This window comes from Sphingomonas rustica (genome assembly GCF_039652585.1).
GTDB classification, from domain to species: Bacteria; Pseudomonadota; Alphaproteobacteria; order Sphingomonadales; family Sphingomonadaceae; genus Sphingomonas; species Sphingomonas rustica.
The window spans coordinates 453815-472488 of the sequence record NZ_JBDIZK010000002.1; the positions used below are offsets into that span (position 1 = coordinate 453815).

The following is an 18674-nucleotide window of genomic DNA, read 5'->3' on the forward strand; positions in this document are numbered from 1 at the left end:
CCGCCTCGGCTAGAGGCCTTCGCCGCCGACCCATTGCGCGTTCGACAGGCGGCGTGCGAGGTTCCAGGTCTGGGTGCGGATGTCGGGTACCGCCACGATTTCCCAGAACGCGCCCCGCGTCATCGGGCCGAGCGCATACAGCGAACGGTTGATCTTCCCCGCGGCGTTCATCGTTTGCGCCTGGTTGTCGACCTCGATCCCGAGCTTTGCCGCATCGGCGCGGATCGTGCCGCGCGCCGCCAGCGTGCGCAGCAGCGGCTCGGTCGTCCGGGCGAGATCGGTGAGCGGACCGGTGCAGTTGACGATGCGCTGGACCGACAGCGATTCCACCGCGTCCCCGCCGCGCGGGCGCAGCGCGACCTGGACCCCGTCGGCAGCCGGCTCGAACGACAGCGTCTTTCCGGCACGAATGGTCAATTGGCCGCGGTCGATGATCGCCTGAAGGCGCGCATTGACCTCGGGCGCCAGACGGTGGCGGTGGACGTCCCACCACGGGCGCAGATGGCGAAGGAAGCGGGCGCGCTGATCCTCGTCGGCATTGCCCCACATCGGCTGGGTGAAGGGGCGCAGTTCGTCGACCGCGTTGCGCCATCCGATCGCGTCCGCGCGGGCACGTACGCGGTGCAGCAGTTCGGAGGCGACGGTATCGGGTCGCTCGTCGATCTTCGCCCAGTCGGCACCGGGTCCATGCGACCGGGGAAGCAGGCCGCGCCGCGACAGCGCGACGATCCGACCCTTATAGCCATGCGCATCCAGGGTGAGCGCGACATCGACCATCGTCAGCCCGGTGCCGATGATCAGGACGGTGTCCTGCTCGCTGAGCCCATCGGCGATGCCGGGATCCCAGGGATTGCCCATGTAGCGATCGGCTGACAGCGCATCGGGATCGAGCCCGGGCGGGACGTGGGGCGGCAGGTTGCCGACGGCCAGCACAGCGACATCGGCATCTATCGTCCGGTCCTGAAGCCGCAGCCGGGCGCCGCTTCCGACAAGGTCCACATCCTCCACCTCGCCGCGGACCACGGTCAACCGGTCGCCCGCCGATCGGCGAGTTTCCTCAAGCATCTGTTGCAGATACTCGCCATAGGTCACGCGCGGAATGAACGCTGTGGTCGGCTCTGTCACGCCGCGGCTCTCGAGCCAGCGGACGAAATGGCCCGGATCGTCGGGCAGGGCGCTCATATTGCCCGCGCGGACGTTCAGCACATGGCTGGGATGCGCGGCGCCATAGGCAAGACCGACGCCGGGGCGCGGCGCCCGCTCGATCAGCGTCGCTCTCGGCCCGTCATGGCGCAGCAGGTTGATCGCCTGGAGCGTGCCGGAAAAGCCACCGCCGATGATGGCGACATGTTCGATCTTCATAATCCCCCCGGATCTCAAGCGGTCAGATCTCGTACTCGATCTGCCATTCGGGGTCGCGGTGCGCCTGGCGCATTGCCGGCGCATTGGGCTGACGGGCGACCATTTGCGCATAGAGGCGCTTGACCCGATCGCTGGCCGCGCGGGGGAAAACGGCGGGCAGCACTGCATGGATCAGGCAGGCAACCCCGCCCACGATCATCGTCGCGCCGAACCGGCCTGCAACGCCGGCATGCTCGACATAGGTCTCGCCGACGCTGCGGGGGTGGGACAGGAATACGCGATCGAACATGGTGGGCTACCCGCTATTATCTGTGTCGCCCCTTCCTAGCAGCGCGGGGCGAAAGGGGAAACCGCGTCGCGAGGCGCCGTCTCCCCTCCGATGCGATCCTAGCTTGAAGTGACCGGGATGACATTGTCGTCGCCGTTGCGATCGACATATTTGTTATAGGGATCGATCCCGGCAAAGGCCGGCTGGCGGGTGCTCACGATCCTGATCCGCTGCGCGCCCGAACGCACCGGTTCGCGTGTCATCGAGATGACGTCGGACTTCTTGAGCACGCCATAGCCCGGATTCTGGTCGAACAGGCCGATATCGATCCGATCGGCCAGCGGCGCGGCGCTTTCCTTGCCCTTGCCGTCGGCATAGGCCTTGCCCGCCTCGACCGTCAGGGTCGTTTCCCAGCGGCCATCGGCCAGCTTGCGCGTCGTCGCCGTCTTCGCCTTCAGGTCGTACAAGGTGATGCGGGTCAGCAGGTCGTCGACCAGCTGCCGCTCCTCGGCATTGCGGGCCAGGCTGCGGAAGCCGTCGACCAGCTCGGTCGAACGCGGATAGGGCGCGCCCTTGAAGCGATGCTCGGCGATCTTCTGGCGCAGCATCGCATTCACCCGGCCCTCGCCCAGCCGATCCTGGAGCAGGTACATGACCAGCGATCCCTTGCGATAATGGATATAGCCCTGGTTCTCGACCCGCTCGAGCGGCAGTTCCTCGATCGCCTCGCTGCCGCGGCTGCGCAGATAGCTGTCGAGTTCGTACTTCAGGAAGCGGCGGATATTATCCTCGCCATAGAGCTGCTTCATCACCATCAGCGCCGAATATTGCGCCATGGTCTCGACCCAGATGGTCCCGCCCTGCATGTCGGCGGAGATGACCTGGTGCGCCCAATATTGGTGGGCGAGTTCGTGCGCGGTGACATAGGTCACATAGTCGATCTTGTCGGCATCGCTGTTGTTCGCAAGGAAGCCGAGCGATTCCGAATAGGGCATCGTCCCCGCGAACGCCTGGGCAAAGCTCTGATAGCCCGGGAATTCGATGATCCGCGCATGATCGAACTGATAGGGGCCGAAATTGGCCTGGTAATAGCCGAGCGAGCTCTTCAGCGCGGCGAGCATCCGGTCGACGTTGAACGGATGCTTGCGATCATAGAATACCGTCAGACGCACGCCGTCGGCATCCAGCGACTTCTCGGCATAATCGGCCGACTGAATCGAGAAGAAGGCCAGGATCGGCGCCTCGGAGACGAACCGCGCCGTCCGGCGGCCTCCATTGGTCGTGTCCGCGACTTTGCGACCCGGCGCGATCGGGGTCTGACCCGCGTCGGTCGAGATGGTGATGTCGCTGCGCACCCAGGACGCATTGCCGACATAGTTGCGACGCTGCGCCGACAGGTCCTCCAGCTTCGCCTGGCGAAGTTCGGGGGGCAGTCCGTATTTGCGGCGCTTGACGCGGTCGCTCAGCAGGCCCTGGCGGTCCATGCCGATTGCGGGAGCAATCTCGAAATTGTTGAGGAACGTGCCGTTCCCGACGAGGCGGGTGTCGAGATTGTTGGCCCGCAAACCACGCGTCTCACGGGTCACGGTGAAGGCGATCGTCCCTGTCGCACCCGGCGCCAGCGGCTTGGGGAAGCGGAAGATGCGATAGTCGAAATCCTTGTCTTCCATCGCCAACGTCGCGCCCGGCACCGCGATCTTCGCGAGCTTGCTCGACCGGTCGGGGAAGCGGACATGAAGATCGCTCAGCGGCGCGCCGGTGTCGTTCACGAAGCGATACTCGCCCGTCGTCGTCATCTGCTGGCGCGACGGGTGCAGATCGACGTTCAGGCGGATGTCGGTCAATGACGGCTGGCGGACCGTCTCGTACTTGAGATATTTCTTCTCGTAATTCGCCAGCCGCTCGTCCTCGCCATCGCGGGTGCGATAGTCGTTGAGGACGTTCATATTATAGTAGAGCCAGCCGCCGCTGACCGCGGCGACGGCCACCGCCGCGCCCAGGATCATCCCGGGGGTGCCCGCCAGGCGCCGCGCACCGCGAGACAGTCGCGGACGCAGCCGCGTCTCGGTACCGCGTCGCCAGATGAGATGCGCCAACACCGCCAGTGCCAGGGCGAAGGCGCCCCAGTATAGCCGTAGCCACCACGCCGTCGCGCCGCCGACCTGATCGCCGTTCATGTCGGAGAAGCGCACCGTTCCGGTGGTGCCATAATTGTAGAGCGGGTGATCGAAGCCGATGTTGCTCAGCGTGATCGTCGCGACCAGGTAGACGACCATGATGCCCCAGCCGACATATTTGTTGGGACTGATCGCCTGCACGAACACCGCCAGCACGGCGAGGATCGCCATGTCGATCGTCATCGGCACCAGATACCAGGCGAGATACTGGCCGATCTCGATGTCGGTCACGCCGCGTGCGAGCTGGATGATGATGGCGGCGACAGCGGAGATCAGCAGCGTCGCGAACAGCACGCCGGTAACCGCCAGCGTCTTGGGTACCATATAGGCCCAGTTGGGCAGGGCGGTCGCATCGATGATCTCGTGCATTTTGCGGTCGCGGTCGCGCCAGACCAGTTCGCCCGAATAATAGATAGCGATGATGATCGGGATGATCCCGAACATGCCCTGCAGGTCCTGGATCGTGATGAAGGTGAGCGGTCGCGACGGCGTGCCGTAGATCTCGTTGGCGAACAGCAGCCCGCCGATCGTATTGAACATGCCGATCATCAGGAGGACGAGGAAGGCAGGGCTGCGGAAGACCAGCCCCATCTCGAACCGGCAGCGCTGCCACAGCTGGGTCCATGCGGCTGCTTCCGGACGGGCGGGGGGCAGGGTCTCGACGGTCTGCGGCCGGGTCGCGGCCAGCTTGTCCGCCTTGCGTGCCTGCTTGCGCAGCTTGCGGGCGGACACGCCCCTTTCCGCGAAGGAGAATCGCCAATAGGCGACCACCAGCGCGCAGAGCCCGACCACGCCCCAGATGAGCCGGTTGCCGAGCAACGGGCCGGTGAAGGCGGGCATCATCGCGTTCGATTCCGCGGCGGTCCAGTAACGGGTGACGTTGGAGAAGGCGGCGAGGCCGAACGGTTCGATATAGCCGCTGATCTCGCGCAACTCGGGCTTCGCGCGAAGGACGCTCATCAGCACGAAGTAGAGAACGAGGAAGACGACGACGCTGACATAGGAATACATCATCGACCGCGTCATCGTGGCGACCGCGAAGAAGATCGCCGCGGTGAACAGGACGTTGGGCAGGCCGAGCAGGAAATAGGCGTAGAGATAGTCGGACAGCCGGTTGGGTCCGAGCGTCTCGCTATCGAGCCACGGCATCATCGACCCGAGCCAGATGGCCAGCGGAATCGCGGCAAAAGCAATGGCGCAGATCACCGCTGCACCGGTGAAGCGCCCGATCAGATAGGAGAATTTCGACACCCGCGTCGACCGAACCATCGGCCCGAAGCCGCTCTCGTCATCGCGCACGATGATGTTCGCGACGAACGCGGTCGTGACGAACATGAAGAACAGCGAGAGGATCAGCATCATCTGCGCGATCGCCTCGGGGCTGTTCGCGTGGACGTTGCCTCCGGACCCGATCTGGATCTGCTCGACCGTCATCGCGCCGAAGGCGAGGAGGAAGAACAATATCGCGACGACCCAGAAGACGGGATTGCGCAGCTGGTAGCGAAGCTCGAAGCTCGCGATCTTTCCGAACATGCCGGTGTCTCCGCTCAGGCCGCGACGGCGTCGGTGACGGGGCGGCGGCTTTGCGCGAGCGTGGAGAAATAGACGTCCTCCAGCCCGCCATCGACTGCGGTGAATCCTTCGCCGGGATCCTGCGGCGACAGGATGTGAACGACGGTGCGGCCGGCAAACAGGCGCGTGGAGATCACTTCATAGCGCGTGCGATAGGCGTCGAGTTCGCTGCGATCGATCGTCTTGGCCCAGACGGTTCCGCGGGCACGGGCGATCAGGTCGAGCGGTGCCCCCTCCAGCTGGATCCGCCCGGCCGCGAGCACCGCCATGCGTGGGCACAGGTCGGCGACATCCTCGACGATATGGGTCGACAGGATCACAACGACATTCTCGCCGATCTCGGCCAGCAGGTTCAGGAAGCGGTTGCGCTCCTCGGGATCGAGGCCCGCAGTCGGCTCGTCGACGATGATCAGTTCGGGATTGCCGATCAGCGCCTGGGCAATGCCGAAGCGCTGGCGCATGCCGCCGGAGAAGCCGGCGATCGCCTTTTTGCGCACCGTCCACAGATTGACCTGGTTGAGGAGCGTCTCCACTGTGTCCTTCCGCTCGCGGGCGGAGGCAATGCCCTTCAGCACCGCCATGTGGTCGAGCATGTCATAGGCCGACACGCGCGGGTACACGCCAAAGTCCTGTGGCAGATAACCGAGCGTGCGGCGAAGCCGTTCGGGTTCGCGCACCACATCGATGTCGCCGAAGGTCACACTGCCTGAGGTCGGGCTCTGCAGTGTCGCTACGGTCCGCATCAAGGTCGACTTGCCGGCACCATTGGGGCCCAGCAGGCCGAACATGCCCTTCGGAATGGACAGCGTGACATCGTCGAGCGCACGCGTGCCGTTGGGATAGACATGGGTGAGCTGCTTCAGGTCCAACATGCGATTTCCCCCGTATGTGATGAGCAGACCATAACGGGTGTTTTACAAAGGTAAAGCAGCTGAAGCTGGTGTGATGCTTGAACATTCCCGATCTTGTCGGCTTCGCTGCAAAGCAGCATAGGTGGGGGCTAGCCAGCGGGGAGCCGATTTGCGCATCGCCATCATCGACGAGAGCGGACTGCGCGCGACGATCCTCGAAGAAGGTCTTCGAGAGGCGGGTTTCGACGACATCATCGTGATGCCGCCGACCGGCGCCTTCGTCGCCCGGCTGGAGCGGATGGCGCCCGATGTCGTGCTGATGAACCTGGGCAATCCCAGCCGCGATTCCCTCGAGGAGATGCTGGCCGTCAGCCGCGCGCTGGCGCGGCCGATCGCGATGTTCGTCGACCAGAGCGACGACGACATGATCGGTGCCGCGATCGATGCCGGCGTCTCGGCCTATGTCGTGGACGGACTGCGCAAGGACCGGGTGAAGCCGATCCTCGACCTGGCAATCCGGCGCTTCCACGCCTTTTCCAAGCTTCAGACTGAGCTCGACGCCGCCCGGTCGGAACTGGCGTCGCGCAAGACGATCGATCGCGCGAAAGCGATCCTGATGGAAAGCAGGGGGTTGAGTGAGCCCGAAGCCTATAGCCTCCTGCGCACGACGGCAATGAACCAGGGTCGTCGCGTGGTGGACGTCGCCGAAGCCCTGATCACCGCCGCAGGACTGCTGGGAGGCAGGTCATGACGCAATTGTCCATCGCGTTCCTGCCGCTGACCGACAGCGCGCCGATCATCGTCGCGGCGGAACTTGGCTTTGCCGAGGCCGAGGGCATCACCCTGAACCTGGTGCGGGACACCAGTTGGGCAACGGTTCGCGACCGGCTGGTCTATGGCCAGGTCCAGGCCGCGCACCTGCTCGCGCCGCTTGCAGTCGCGGTGACGCTGGGCCTCAGCCAGACGCCCTGCGCGATCGCAGCGCCGTTCAAGCTGAACGACAATGGCAATGCGCTGACGCTGTCGGCCGACTTCGCCGCAGCGCTCGATCCGGTGCCGCGCAACCGCATCGACGATCCGGTCGCCACGGCGCACGATTTTGCCGCGGCGATCGGCCTTCATCATCGCAAGCCGGTGATCGGCATTGTCCATCGCTTTTCCAGCCACGCGCTGATGCTGCGTTACTGGCTGGGATTTGCGGGCGTTAACCCGGACCGCGACCTGACGCTGCGGGTGTTGCCGCCCTCGCTGATGACCGAGGCGCTTCGTGCCGGCGAACTCGACGGGTTCATCGCCGGCGAACCCTGGAGCAGTGTCGCAGTCGATGCGGGGCTGGGGGAGATTGCCGCGGTCGGCGTCAACATCTGGAAGCGCGGTGTCGAGAAGGTGCTCGCCACCCGCGCCGACTGGGCCGACGCGAACCCGGAAGTGCTGGACCGTCTGTTGCGTGCCCTGTCGCGTTCGGCGGCGTGGTGCGACGATCCGGCAAACCGCGATGCCTTGTCCGACCTGCTGTCTCGCCCGACGCATCTCGATCAGTCGCCCCGCCTGATTGCGCAGGCCCTCGCGGGGCGGATGCCGTTGCGGTACGGGGCAGACCCGGTCGAGATTCCCGACTTCACTGTTTTTCACCGCGGCGCAGCGAACTTCCCGTGGCGCAGCCAGGCGCTGTGGATCTACTCGCAATTCGTGCGCTGGAAGATGATCGATCCAAGCCCCCAGGCCGAGCGTGCGGCCGCCGGCGTCTTTCGATCCGACCTGTACCGCCGCGCGCTGGCCGGCGAGCGGATCCCGATGCCAGGGGCCAGCATGAAGGTGGAGGGCGCGACCGAGGCACCGTTGAGCGCCGGCAGTCACAGCGGCAGCCTGACGCTGCCGCCGGATCGCTTCTTCGACGGGCGGACGTTCGATCCCGATGCGATCGCGGACTATTTGCGCAGCCTCAAGGCGATTCCCGGCGATTGATTTTTTTGCACTTGCGAAGAGGTCGATGTCTCGTCAGGTTTTGAGAGTCGCCCAGGGACGGGGAGACGTCAGCGGAAGGTTTGGCCGATGAAGGCCTGACATTCCATCACACGACAGCAAAGCCGCTGTCCGATCACTGCCTTTCGGGCGGCGGGTCGGAAGCGGCTTTTTTCGTGCCTGCGCGGCACCGGGGAATGCGGCGATGAAGATGACGGAAGTGATGCAGGCGGGATACGCCTTTGCCGGAGGCGGCAGCGATGTCGATCCGCGACCAGCACGGGCGCGATCGGCGTTCTGGACCAGCGGGCATACGCCCACGCTGATCGCTGCGTTTCTCTATTTCGACCTGGCCTTCATGGTCTGGGTCCTGCTGGGGCCGCTGGCGCCCGACATTGCGAAGACGTTGCAGCTGACCGCTGCGCAGAAGGGGCTGATGGTCGCGACGCCGACACTGGCCGGCGCAATCCTGCGCGTGGTCAACGGACTGCTCGTCGATCGCATCGGTCCCAAGCGGTCGGGCGCGATCAGCCAGGTGATCGTGATTGCCGGGCTGCTCTTCGCCTGGGGGATGGGCGTGAACAGCTTCGCCGGAACGCTCGCGCTGGGCGTGATCCTGGGCTTCGCCGGCGCCAGTTTCGCAATCGCGCTTCCGCTGGCCAGCCGCTGGTATCCGCCGGAGCATCAGGGCAAGGCGATGGGACTGGCCGGCATGGGCAATTCGGGCACGGTGCTCGCGGCGCTGTTCGCCCCGGCGCTGGCCAAGATGTTTGGCTGGAACTCGGTACTGGGCCTTGCCTGCATTCCGCTGACCCTCGTCTTCATCGCCTATATGATCATGGCGAAGGACCCGCCCAATGCACCTGCGCCGAAGCGGCTGGTCGATTATTTCGAGCCGCTGAAGCGCGCCGATGCCTGGTGGTTCATGGGCTTCTATGGGGTGACCTTCGGCGGTTTCGTCGGGCTGGCGGCGTCGCTGACCATCTATTTCACGGACCGGTTCGGGTTGAGCACGATCATGGCGGGCTATTGCACCGCGGGCTGCGTGTTCGCAGGTTCGCTGGTGCGGCCGATGGGCGGGGCGCTGGCCGATGCGATCGGGGGCGTGAAGACGTTGAGCGTCGTGTTCATCGTCGCTGCCTTCGCGCTCGCAGGTGTCAGTGGGGCCTCGACGGTCACGGCGGCGCTGGGCCTGTTCGTGCTGGCGATGTTGGCGCTCGGCGCAGGCAATGGCGCGGTGTTCCAGCTGGTGCCGCAGCGCTTCTCCAGCGAGATCGGGGTGATGACCGGGCTGGTCGGCATGGCCGGCGGCGTCGGTGGCTTCTATCTCGCATCGTCGCTGGGGGTCGCCCGGCAGGTGACCGGCAGCTACCAGTCCGGCTTCCTGGTCTTCGCGGCGCTGGCGCTGCTCGCCTTTGCCGGGCTGGCAATGGTCAAGACGCGCTGGCGCGGCAGCTGGGGCGCGGCCGAGGGCGTCCGCATCTGAAGGTGGGCGCACGGGCGGCCTGCCGCCGCCCGTGCCGGCTCTTGGGGGAAATCCGATGAAAGTTGCACTTGCAACGGCGGCCGCACTGGTCGCCGCAGGGGGAGCGCATGCCCAGGACCTGGCGGTCCAGCCGCTGGTCGAGGCACGGCTGCGCTCTGAACATGTCGATCAGCAGGGCCTGGCCGATACCGCCGATGCGGTCACGCTGCGCGTTCGCGCCGGCGTATCCGCCACCCGCGGGCGGATCGCGGCGCTGGTCGAAGCCCAGGGAAATCTGGCGATCGTCGATCGCTATGATGACGGGCTTCACGGTGTTGCGACCCGGCCGATCGTTGCCGACCCGGAGAATGTCGCGCTGTATCGCGCGCAGCTTCAGTATCGGAGCAAGCCGCTGACGGTGACGCTCGGCCGGCAACGGATCGCGCTGGATGACGAGCGATTCGTCGGCGCGGTCGCCTTTCGCCAGAATGGCCAGACCTTCGACGCGGTGCGCGTCGAATGGACCGGAGTGGCGGGACTGAAGGCCGATGTCAGCTATGCCTGGGGCGTGCGGACGATCTGGGGAATCGACGGCATGGGCGCCCGTCAGCGGGCCGTGTCGGGCGACAATGTCTTCGCCAATCTCAGCTATGCCTCCCCGGTCGGCAATGTCACCGGCTTCGCCTATCTCGTCGATCAGGACGAGGGCGCGGTCCAGGGATTCCGACTGTCGAGCCAGACCTTCGGCGCCCGGCTTGCCGGGTCGCGCAAGCTCGGGCCGGTTACATTGGGCTATCAGTTGAGCGGCGCTCGCCAGCGCGACTTCCGCCACAATCCCAACCGCTACACCGCTGACTATCGTCTGGTGGAGGGATCGCTGGAACACGGCCCGTTTCGCCTGGGTGCGGGGCAGGAGGTGCTGGGCGCGGACCGGGGCGTTGCGCTCACCTCGTTCCAGGCACCGGTCGGGACCTTGTTCAAATTCAACGGCTGGGCGGACAAGTTCCTGATCACGCCCCCCGATGGCCTGCGCGATGCCTATGCGACGCTGGGTTTCAACAAGGCCATCGCGGGACCGTTCAAGGCGCTGGCGCTGCAGGCTAGCTATCATCGCTTCGACAGCGATCGCAGCGTTCGCCACTATGGCGATGAGATCGATCTGCTCGCGAGCGTCAAGATCGGTCGTTACACCTTCGCGGCACGTTATGCGGATTATGATGCCGACCGGTTTGCGACCGACACCCAAAAGGCGTGGCTTCAGCTCGACTGGGCATTCTGAAGATGCTGCATTGCAAAAATAACACTTGATCGTGTCAGTTACAGTCCGCATCATGCGGACATCGGGCGACGCTGTCCGAACGAGACATAGCTGCTGTTTCCACTGACGGAAGCGTGCGGTGCATCGGACGGGAACTCCCGTTCAGGGTGATTGGCAAGGCCGCCATGCGGGCACTTCTTCGGAAGTGACCCTCATGGCGGCCTTTTCGCGTTTGGAGCAGGCGAGATGGAGTTTTCGGGGAACGACTGGAGCAGCGAGGATAGCGGGGAGACGCCCGGCGTCCCGCCGCGGCGCGAGCATCTGGTGGTGATCGGCAACGGCATGGCCGGATGCCGCGCGGTCGAGGAACTGCTGGCGCGCGATGCGGGACGCTACCGCTTGACGATCTTCGGCGCCGAGCCGCATGTGAACTATAATCGTATCATGCTCTCGCCCGTCCTGGCGGGTGAGAAGACCTTCGACGAGATCATCCTCAACACGCATGACTGGTACCGCGACAACGGCATCGAGCTGATCGCCGGTGACGCGGTGGTCGCGATCGATCGGGCGGGTCGGCGGGTCACCGCCGCCTCGGGACGCAGCGTCGACTATGACCGGCTGTTGATCGCGACGGGATCCGACCCGTTTATCATCCCCTGTCCGGGACACACGCTCGATGGCGTGATCAGCTTTCGCGACATGCACGATGTCGACCGGATGCTTGCGGCAGCCGACCGGGGCGGCGACGCGGTGGTCATCGGCGGCGGCCTGCTCGGTCTCGAGGCAGCGCACGGGCTCAGCCTGCGCGGCATGAAGGTCACGGTGCTTCACCTGATGCAGACGCTGATGGAGCGCCAGCTCGACGAGGCGGCCGGCTGGTTGCTGAAGACCGCACTGGAGACGCGAGGCCAGACGATCCTGACCGGCGCCGATACCGCCGAGATTTTGGACGACGGCAACGGCAAGGTCCGCGGCGTCCTGCTGAAAGACGGCACCGTCATCCCCGCAAGCATTGTCGTGATGGCCGTAGGCATTCGCCCGAATGTCCGGCTGGCGCGAGAGGCTGGGCTGGCGGTCGGTCGCGGCATCCAGGTCGACGATCACATGGTCACGTCGGACCCCGCGATCCTGGCGGTCGGCGAGTGTGTCGAGCATGACGGCAACGTCTATGGCCTGGTCGCGCCGCTGTTCGACATGTGCCGGTCGCTCGCCGACGGCCTGGTCGAGCGCCCCAGCGGCTATCGCGGATCGGTCACGTCGACCAAGCTGAAGGTCGCCGGGCTCGACGTCTTTTCGGCGGGCGACTTTTCCGGCGGCGACGGCGCGGAGGACATCGTGCTGCGCGATGCCTCCCGCGGTGTCTATAAGCGGGTGGTCCTGCGCGACGACCGGGTGATCGGCGCGGTCCTGTACGGCGATACCGCCGATGGTGGCTGGTATTTCGACCTTCTGAAAAAGCAGGAGGACGTGTCCGACCTTCGCGACGTGCTGATCTTCGGCCAGGCCTTCGCCTCGGGAGGGGGGCAGGCGGACCCTAAGGCGGCCGTTGCGGCGCTCTCGGACGATGCCGAGATTTGCGGCTGCAACGGCGTCACCAAGGGGCAGGTCGTCGCGTGCATCGGCAAGGGGGCGAGCAGCCTCGATGCGGTGCGTGCGGGGTGCAAGGCATCGGCAAGCTGTGGGTCGTGCACCGGCCTGGTCGAGACGCTGCTGGCGCTGACGCTGGGCGACGAGGTCGAGGCGGGTCCGCGGACTATGTGCAAATGCACCAGCTTCGGGCATGACGATGTCCGGCGCGAAATCGTCGCGCAGGATATGCGCTCGATCCCCGAAGTCATGCACAAGCTGCACTGGGGTACGCCCGACGGCTGCGCATCGTGCCGCCCGGCGCTCAACTACTATCTGCTGTGCGCGCTGCCGGGCGACTATGTCGATGACCAGCAGAGCCGCTTCGTCAACGAACGGATGCACGCCAACATCCAGAAGGACGGCACCTATTCGGTCGTGCCGCGCATGTGGGGCGGGATCACCAGCCCGCGCGAGCTTCGTGCGATCGCCGACGTGGTCGAGAAGTTCAATGCGCCGATGGTCAAGGTCACCGGCGGCCAGCGGCTCGACATCTTCGGCATCCGCAAGGAGGACCTGCCTGCGGTCTGGGCCGATCTGAACGCCGCCGGGATGGTGTCCGGCCATGCCTATGGCAAGTCGCTGCGCACGGTGAAGACGTGCGTCGGATCCGAATGGTGCCGCTTCGGAACGCAGGATTCGACCGGGCTGGGTGTCAGGATCGAGCGGATGACCTGGGGCAGCTGGATGCCGCACAAGTTCAAGATCGCGGTCAGCGGATGTCCGCGCAATTGCGCCGAGGCGACGATCAAGGATTTCGGGATCGTCTGCGTCGACTCCGGATACGAGCTGTCGGTCGGCGGCAATGGCGGGATCAAGGTTCGCGCGACCGACTTCCTCTGCAAGGTCGCGACCGAAGCCGAGGCGATGCACTATTGCGCCGCCTTCGTGCAGCTCTACCGCGAGGAAGCCCGGTATCTCGAGCGCACCGCGCCGTGGATCGAGCGGGTTGGCGTCGATTATATCAAGGCACGCATCGTCGAGGACGATGAAGGTCGCGACGCACTGGCCGAACGCTTCCTCTACTCGCAAAGCTTCAGCCAGGACGATCCCTGGGCCGAACGTGCGGCGGGCGTCGAGCGCATCCAGCACAGCCACATGGCCGAATTTCATCCCCAGGGAGAACTCGCATGACCCCCGACTGGCTCGATATCGGACGCCTCGACGAGATTCCGGTTCGCGGCGCCCGCACGGTGCCGGTCGCGGGCGGCGAGGAGATCGCGGTGTTCCGTACCGGCGACGACCGGGTCTTCGCGCTGGTCAATCGCTGCCCGCACAAGAAGGGCCCGCTCAGCCAGGGCATCGTCCATGGCCACAGCGTCACTTGTCCGCTGCACAACTGGAATATCGCACTCGCGACCGGTGAGGCGCAGGGTGAGGATCGCGGCTGCACCCCGACGGTGCCTGTGCGGATCGTCTCCGGCCGGGTGCTGATCGGCCGCGCCGCCGCGCTGGCGGCCGCCTGAGATGGGCGCGGCGATCCGCACGACCTGCGCTTATTGCGGCGTCGGCTGCGGCATCGCCGCGACCGTCACTGGCGAGCGCAGCGTCACGATCGCCGGCGACACGGAGCATCCCGCAAACCATGGCCGGCTGTGCTCGAAGGGGACGCATCTGGGCGAGACCACCAGTCTCGAGGGCCGGCTGCTTCATCCCGAGATCAACGGGCGGCGGGCGAGTTGGGACAAGGCGCTCGATCTGGTGGCGAAGCGGTTTCGTGACACGATCGCGCGTTACGGGCCCAACAGCGTCGCTTTCTACGTCTCGGGCCAGTTGCTGACCGAGGACTATTACGTTGCCAACAAGCTGATGAAGGGCTTCATCGGCTCGGCCAATATCGACACCAACTCGCGCCTGTGCATGTCGAGCGCGGTTGCCGGGCATCAGCGCGCTTTTGGTGAGGATGTGGTGCCTGCCAGCTATGACGATCTCGACGAGACCGACCTCGTCGTGCTCGTCGGGTCCAACACCGCATGGTGCCATCCGGTCGTCTATCAGCGGATCATGGCGGCCAGGGCGGAGCGCGGCGCGAAACTGGTGGTGATCGACCCGCGCCGGACGGAGACCTGCGCCGACGCAGACCTCCACCTGGCGATCCGGCCGGGCACCGATGTCGCGCTGTTCAATGGCCTGCTCGCGCATTGCCGCACCGAACGCCTGATCGACGAGACTTACCTGTCCCGAAGCGTCGACGTCCCCGACGACTTCTGGGGCAAGGTGGGAGAGGGGGGCGACCTGTGGTCGGTGGCGCGGACCTGCGATGTTCCGCCTGCCGACCTCAGGCGCTTCTTCGACCTGTTCGCTGCCAATCCGCGCACCGTGACGATGTTCAGCCAAGGGGTGAACCAGTCGCTGCGCGGGACCGACCAGGTCAATGCGATCCTCAACGTCCATCTGGCGACCGGCCGTATCGGCAAGCCCGGGGCAGCGCCCTTCTCGATCACCGGTCAGCCTAACGCCATGGGCGGCCGGGAAGTGGGCGGGCTGGCGTCCACGCTGGCGGCGCACATGGACTTCGCACCGGAAAACGTCGCCAGGGTCGCTCGCTTCTGGGGTAGCGATCGCGTTGCGTCGAAGCCCGGCCTCAAGGCGGTCGACCTGTTCCGCAGCATCGCGGAGGGGCGCATCAAGGCACTGTGGGTGATGGCCACCAACCCGGCAGTATCGATGCCCGACGCCGGCGCGGTGCGTGACGCACTGGCCGCCTGTCCGTTCGTGGTCGTATCGGACTGCATTTCCGACACCGACACCGGCCGCTTCGCCCATGTGAAGCTTCCAGCGGCGGGCTGGGGCGAGAAGGACGGCACGGTCACCAATTCGGAGCGGACGATCAGCCGCCAGCGCCGCCTGTTCGACCTGCCGGGCGAAGCGAAGCCCGACTGGTGGATCATCAAGGAGGTCGGCCGGCGCATGGGCTGGGTCGGCGAGTTCGCCTATAGCCGCCCGGCCGACATCTATCGCGAACATGCCCGGCTCTCGACCTATGGGAATGACGGCGCACGGCTGTTCGACATCGGGCATCACTCGGCGATCGGAAATGCCGACTATGACGCGATGGGGCCGTTGCGCTGGGGCGAAAAGCCGTTCGCCGACGGGCGTTTTCCAACGCCGAACGGTCGGGCGCGTCTGGTTCCGGTTATGCAGATGACGCTGGCGGCGCCGCTGGCCAAATGGCCGCTGACGCTCAACACCGGACGATATCGCGATCAATGGCACAGCATGACCCGCACCGGCCTTTCGCCCAAGCTGGGCACGCACCGTCGCGAGCCGCTGGTCGAGATCCACCCGGAGGATGCGGCGCCGCGGGGCATCGGCGAGGGCGACCTTGCCCGCATCTCGACGCCGCAGGGCGAGAGCGTGTTTCGCGCAACGCTGAACACCGATCAGCGCCGCGGCGAGATCTTCACCCCGATCCACTGGACCGATCGACAGTCGACCGGCGGTCGGACGGGCCTGTTACCGCGCCCGCTCGTCGATCCGCATTCGGGACAGCCCGGGTTCAAGTCGACCCCGGCAGCGGCGTGCCGCGTCGAGATTGCCTGGCGTGCTTTCCTGGTCAGTCGTGAGGAACCCGGCAGCATCGATGCGCTCTGGGCGACGCGTGTCCGGGTGGCGAACGGGTGGTTGGTGGAACTTGCGGGGGAGGGAGACCCCGCCCGGCTGATACGGCAATTGCTGCCGCACGGCGAACGCATCGAGGCAATCGATGCGGTGCGCGGACAGAGCCGCCACGCGGTGGTCGTCGATGGACGGCTTGTCGCGGCTCTCTATTGCTCGCGCGGCGATCTGCCCTCGCGCGACTGGCTCATCGCCCAACTCGACGACGCTGCTGCGGCGTCTGCGATCGAATTGCTCGCCGGCCGCCCCGCCAGGCCCGCGCCTGATCGCGGCCCGATCGTTTGCGTGTGTTTCGATGTCGGGTTGAAGACGATCCTCGCGACGATCGCGGAGCAACGGCTGACGAGCGTCGAGGCGGTCGGAGGGGCATTGTCCGCGGGGACCAATTGCGGCTCGTGCCGCCCCGCGATCCAGCGCCTGCTCGCCGACCACAAGGAAGCGGTTCATGGTTGATCTGATTGCACCGGGTGAAGTCTGGCTGGTCGGCGCCGGTCCCGGCGATCCCGATCTACTGACGCGAAAGGCGGAACGGCTGATCGAATCGGCGACCGTCATCTTCTACGACGCACTCGTCGGTCCGGCGGTGCTGGACCTGATACCGGACTCCGTGCGGCGGGTGCCGGTCGGAAAACGGTCGGGCAGGCACTCCAGGGCTCAGGAGAGCATCAACGACCTCCTGCTCGCCGCGGCTCGCAACGGAGAGCGCGTCGTTCGGCTGAAGGGGGGCGATCCCTCGGTTTTCGCCAGGTCTGCCGAAGAGATGGCGCATCTTCGCGCTCATGGCATCTCGGTCCGTGTCTGTCCGGGCATCACCGCCGCAAGCGCGCTGGCCGCCAATGCCGGGGTTTCGCTGACCTTGCGCGGCATGGCACGGCGGCTGCAGTTCATCACCGCACATGCCCGCGCCGGCGAACCGCTCGATCTCGACTGGGCCTCACTCGCCGATCCGGGCGCGACGCTGGCAGTCTATATGGGTCGGGAAGTCGCACGCGACGTCGCGCGCGGCCTGATGGGGCAGGGCATGCCGGCCGATACGCCGGTGCTGATCGCCGCCAATGTCAGCCTCCCGGACGAGCGCCTGCTCTTTACCCGGCTCGACCTGCTCCACCTTGCCGTGGCGTCCTTTGCCAATGGCGATCCCACGCTGCTGCTGATCGGGGACGCGGTGGCGCAGTCGACTGCGCCTGTCGGTGCTGCGTCTCGCCGCGCCTGCTCGGCGAACCCGGCGCTGTAGGAGCTCGCCGATCCCATAGTTGGTCTTGCCCGGCGGGGCCCAGGCGTGAAGAAGGCACGGGGTCTGATCTTCCGGAAACTGCCGCCAATGCCGATTCGAACGCTCTCGTCGCTGCTGGGCCCCGGTGAAGCCGGTTTCCGGACCGCGCTCTCCGACAAGACCCGCTGGCACTGCCCGGAAGCGATCGAAACAGTGGAGGCGAACGCGTTGCTGCCGCTTCTTTCGCTAGACCGCATGTTCGGCAGCGGTGCCGTTCCGGTGCAGCAGCTGCGCGTGCTGGTAAACGGCGCCGAGGCGATGCAGTCTCTATATGTCGACGGCAACGGCCTTCGCACCGATGCGCTTCAGTCGTTTCTCAAGCAGGGCGCGACGCTGTCCATCGCCGACATTGGCGCGATCGTGCCGCAGATCGGCGAACTCGCGGCTGCGATCGAGCGGGACCTTGGCGTTCGCTGCGGCGTGAACGCCTATATCACGATCGGCGACAAGGCGGCCTTTCGTCCGCACTATGACGGTCACGACGTGCTGGTGCTGCAGTGCCAGGGTGCGAAGCGGTGGTATAGTCACGGCACCACCCACCCATATCCGCTGGTCGGAGCGCAGGTCTCGGCCGCGCCCGAGCCGGTCTGGGAAGCGGTGATCGGCGCCGGCGACCTTCTGTTCCTGCCGCGCGGGGAGGTCCATTCCACCCGCCCGGAGACCGCGCCGTCGGTGCATCTGACCTTCGGGCTGACCGAGCCCACCGGGGCGGATTTCCTCACCTGGCTCAGCGGACGAGCCGGCGAGATCGAGGCGCTGCGACGCGATCTCGGCACGACGCTGACGCCGGACGATCGCTCGGTGCGGGAGAAGACGATCAAGGCGGCGATTCACGAGCTTGTCGACGATGCGTCGATCGAGCAGTTCCTCCAGCATCAGGTGATGCGCAGGGAGCCAAGACCGGTAGTGAACCTCGCTCGGGTATCGACCTTGAACGGGTCCGCATGCCTGACCACAGCATTGCGTCGGCGTGTGGACTTGAAAGGCGATGAACCCGGCGACCTGGCCGTGACGCTGGGGTCGAAACAGTATCGGCTGTCGCAAGCAGCTCGCAGGATTCTCGCGCTGCTCGGAGAGCAAGACCGGGCGCGGCTTGCCGACCTCGCGCTTGCCACCGGCCTGGATGCCGCTTCGGCGGAATTCATATCAGCGGTGGATATATTGCTTCAGTCTGGCCTGGTTGCCACTACCGATTGAGAGATATGGGCGATCTTCGTCGTCGGTATGTGAAGACTATGCAGG

Annotated in this window: 13 protein-coding genes; 9 read left to right on the plus strand and 4 right to left on the minus strand. The window is 65.8% G+C overall.

Going from position 1 to position 18674, the window contains the following annotated elements; all coding sequences use genetic code 11:
• Positions 1-9: 9 nt before the first annotated feature.
• The 4 genes from TPR58_RS05065 to TPR58_RS05080 all read right to left on the minus strand — a co-directional run bounded on the left by TPR58_RS05065 (position 10) and on the right by TPR58_RS05080 (position 6251).
• A complete protein-coding gene (locus TPR58_RS05065) occupies positions 10-1362 on the minus strand; it encodes an FAD/NAD(P)-binding protein (protein WP_346245529.1) in 1353 nt (450 codons plus the stop codon).
• Positions 1363-1384: 22 nt separating this feature from the next.
• Positions 1385-1651: a DUF6356 family protein gene (locus TPR58_RS05070; protein ID WP_346245530.1), complete on the minus strand. Its 267-nt coding sequence runs from the start codon at positions 1649-1651 to the stop codon at positions 1385-1387.
• A gap of 98 nt (positions 1652-1749) precedes the next feature.
• Complete coding sequence (locus TPR58_RS05075) at positions 1750-5340, minus strand: ABC transporter permease/M1 family aminopeptidase (RefSeq protein WP_346245531.1); 3591 nt, start codon at positions 5338-5340, stop codon at positions 1750-1752.
• A 14-nt stretch (positions 5341-5354) separates the two neighbouring features.
• Positions 5355-6251 (minus strand): ABC transporter ATP-binding protein, encoded by an 897-nt coding sequence (locus TPR58_RS05080; protein WP_346245532.1) that lies wholly within the window; start codon positions 6249-6251, stop codon positions 5355-5357.
• A 148-nt stretch (positions 6252-6399) separates the two neighbouring features.
• On the opposite strand from TPR58_RS05080, the gene TPR58_RS05085 reads away from it, so the two are divergent.
• The 9 genes from TPR58_RS05085 (at position 6400) to TPR58_RS05125 (ending at position 18629) form a co-directional block, all read left to right on the plus strand.
• Positions 6400-6981, plus strand: coding sequence for an ANTAR domain-containing response regulator (locus TPR58_RS05085; protein WP_346245533.1), 582 nt, complete (start codon positions 6400-6402; stop codon positions 6979-6981).
• The gene (locus tag TPR58_RS05090) at positions 6978-8195 is read left to right on the plus strand and encodes a CmpA/NrtA family ABC transporter substrate-binding protein (protein ID WP_346245534.1); all 1218 of its coding nucleotides are present in this window, start codon (positions 6978-6980) and stop codon (positions 8193-8195) included. The genes TPR58_RS05085 and TPR58_RS05090 overlap by 4 nt, the downstream gene beginning before the upstream one ends.
• A gap of 220 nt (positions 8196-8415) precedes the next feature.
• The gene (locus tag TPR58_RS05095; RefSeq protein WP_428835694.1) at positions 8416-9678 is read left to right on the plus strand and encodes a nitrate/nitrite transporter; all 1263 of its coding nucleotides are present in this window, start codon (positions 8416-8418) and stop codon (positions 9676-9678) included.
• Positions 9679-9733: 55 nt separating this feature from the next.
• On the plus strand, positions 9734-10936 hold the full coding sequence (locus TPR58_RS05100) for an alginate export family protein (protein ID WP_346245536.1): 1203 nt from the start codon (positions 9734-9736) through the stop codon (positions 10934-10936).
• Positions 10937-11161: 225 nt separating this feature from the next.
• Positions 11162-13675, plus strand: coding sequence for a nitrite reductase large subunit NirB (gene nirB, locus TPR58_RS05105; protein ID WP_346245537.1), 2514 nt, complete (start codon positions 11162-11164; stop codon positions 13673-13675).
• Positions 13672-14007: a nitrite reductase small subunit NirD gene (gene nirD / locus TPR58_RS05110; RefSeq protein ID WP_346245538.1), complete on the plus strand. Its 336-nt coding sequence runs from the start codon at positions 13672-13674 to the stop codon at positions 14005-14007. Before nirB ends, nirD begins: the two co-directional genes overlap by 4 nt.
• A gap of 1 nt (position 14008) precedes the next feature.
• Positions 14009-16612, plus strand: a complete 2604-nt coding sequence (locus TPR58_RS05115; protein WP_346245539.1) for a molybdopterin-dependent oxidoreductase — start codon at positions 14009-14011, stop codon at positions 16610-16612.
• Positions 16605-17393, plus strand: a complete 789-nt coding sequence (cobA, locus tag TPR58_RS05120) for a uroporphyrinogen-III C-methyltransferase (protein WP_346245540.1) — start codon at positions 16605-16607, stop codon at positions 17391-17393. The genes TPR58_RS05115 and cobA overlap by 8 nt, the downstream gene beginning before the upstream one ends.
• A 45-nt stretch (positions 17394-17438) precedes the next feature.
• Positions 17439-18629, plus strand: coding sequence for a JmjC domain-containing protein (locus TPR58_RS05125; protein WP_346245541.1), 1191 nt, complete (start codon positions 17439-17441; stop codon positions 18627-18629).
• Positions 18630-18674: the final 45 nt, after the last annotated feature.

What these genes read in the sequence shown, in the direction of transcription:
- TPR58_RS05095 (WP_428835694.1), top strand. Translation starts at nt 8,416, where the DNA reads ATGCAGGCGGGATACGCCTTTGCCGGAGGCGGCAGCGATGTCGATCCG.
- cobA (WP_346245540.1), top strand. Translation starts at nt 16,605, where the DNA reads ATGGTTGATCTGATTGCACCGGGTGAAGTCTGGCTGGTCGGCGCCGGT.
- TPR58_RS05090 (WP_346245534.1), top strand. Translation starts at nt 6,978, where the DNA reads ATGACGCAATTGTCCATCGCGTTCCTGCCGCTGACCGACAGCGCGCCG.
- TPR58_RS05100 (WP_346245536.1), top strand. Translation starts at nt 9,734, where the DNA reads ATGAAAGTTGCACTTGCAACGGCGGCCGCACTGGTCGCCGCAGGGGGA.
- TPR58_RS05075 (WP_346245531.1), bottom strand. Translation starts at nt 5,340, where the DNA reads ATGTTCGGAAAGATCGCGAGCTTCGAGCTTCGCTACCAGCTGCGCAAT.
- TPR58_RS05115 (WP_346245539.1), top strand. Translation starts at nt 14,009, where the DNA reads ATGGGCGCGGCGATCCGCACGACCTGCGCTTATTGCGGCGTCGGCTGC.
- nirB (WP_346245537.1), top strand. Translation starts at nt 11,162, where the DNA reads ATGGAGTTTTCGGGGAACGACTGGAGCAGCGAGGATAGCGGGGAGACG.
- TPR58_RS05065 (WP_346245529.1), bottom strand. Translation starts at nt 1,362, where the DNA reads ATGAAGATCGAACATGTCGCCATCATCGGCGGTGGCTTTTCCGGCACG.
- TPR58_RS05080 (WP_346245532.1), bottom strand. Translation starts at nt 6,251, where the DNA reads ATGTTGGACCTGAAGCAGCTCACCCATGTCTATCCCAACGGCACGCGT.
- TPR58_RS05070 (WP_346245530.1), bottom strand. Translation starts at nt 1,651, where the DNA reads ATGTTCGATCGCGTATTCCTGTCCCACCCCCGCAGCGTCGGCGAGACC.
- nirD (WP_346245538.1), top strand. Translation starts at nt 13,672, where the DNA reads ATGACCCCCGACTGGCTCGATATCGGACGCCTCGACGAGATTCCGGTT.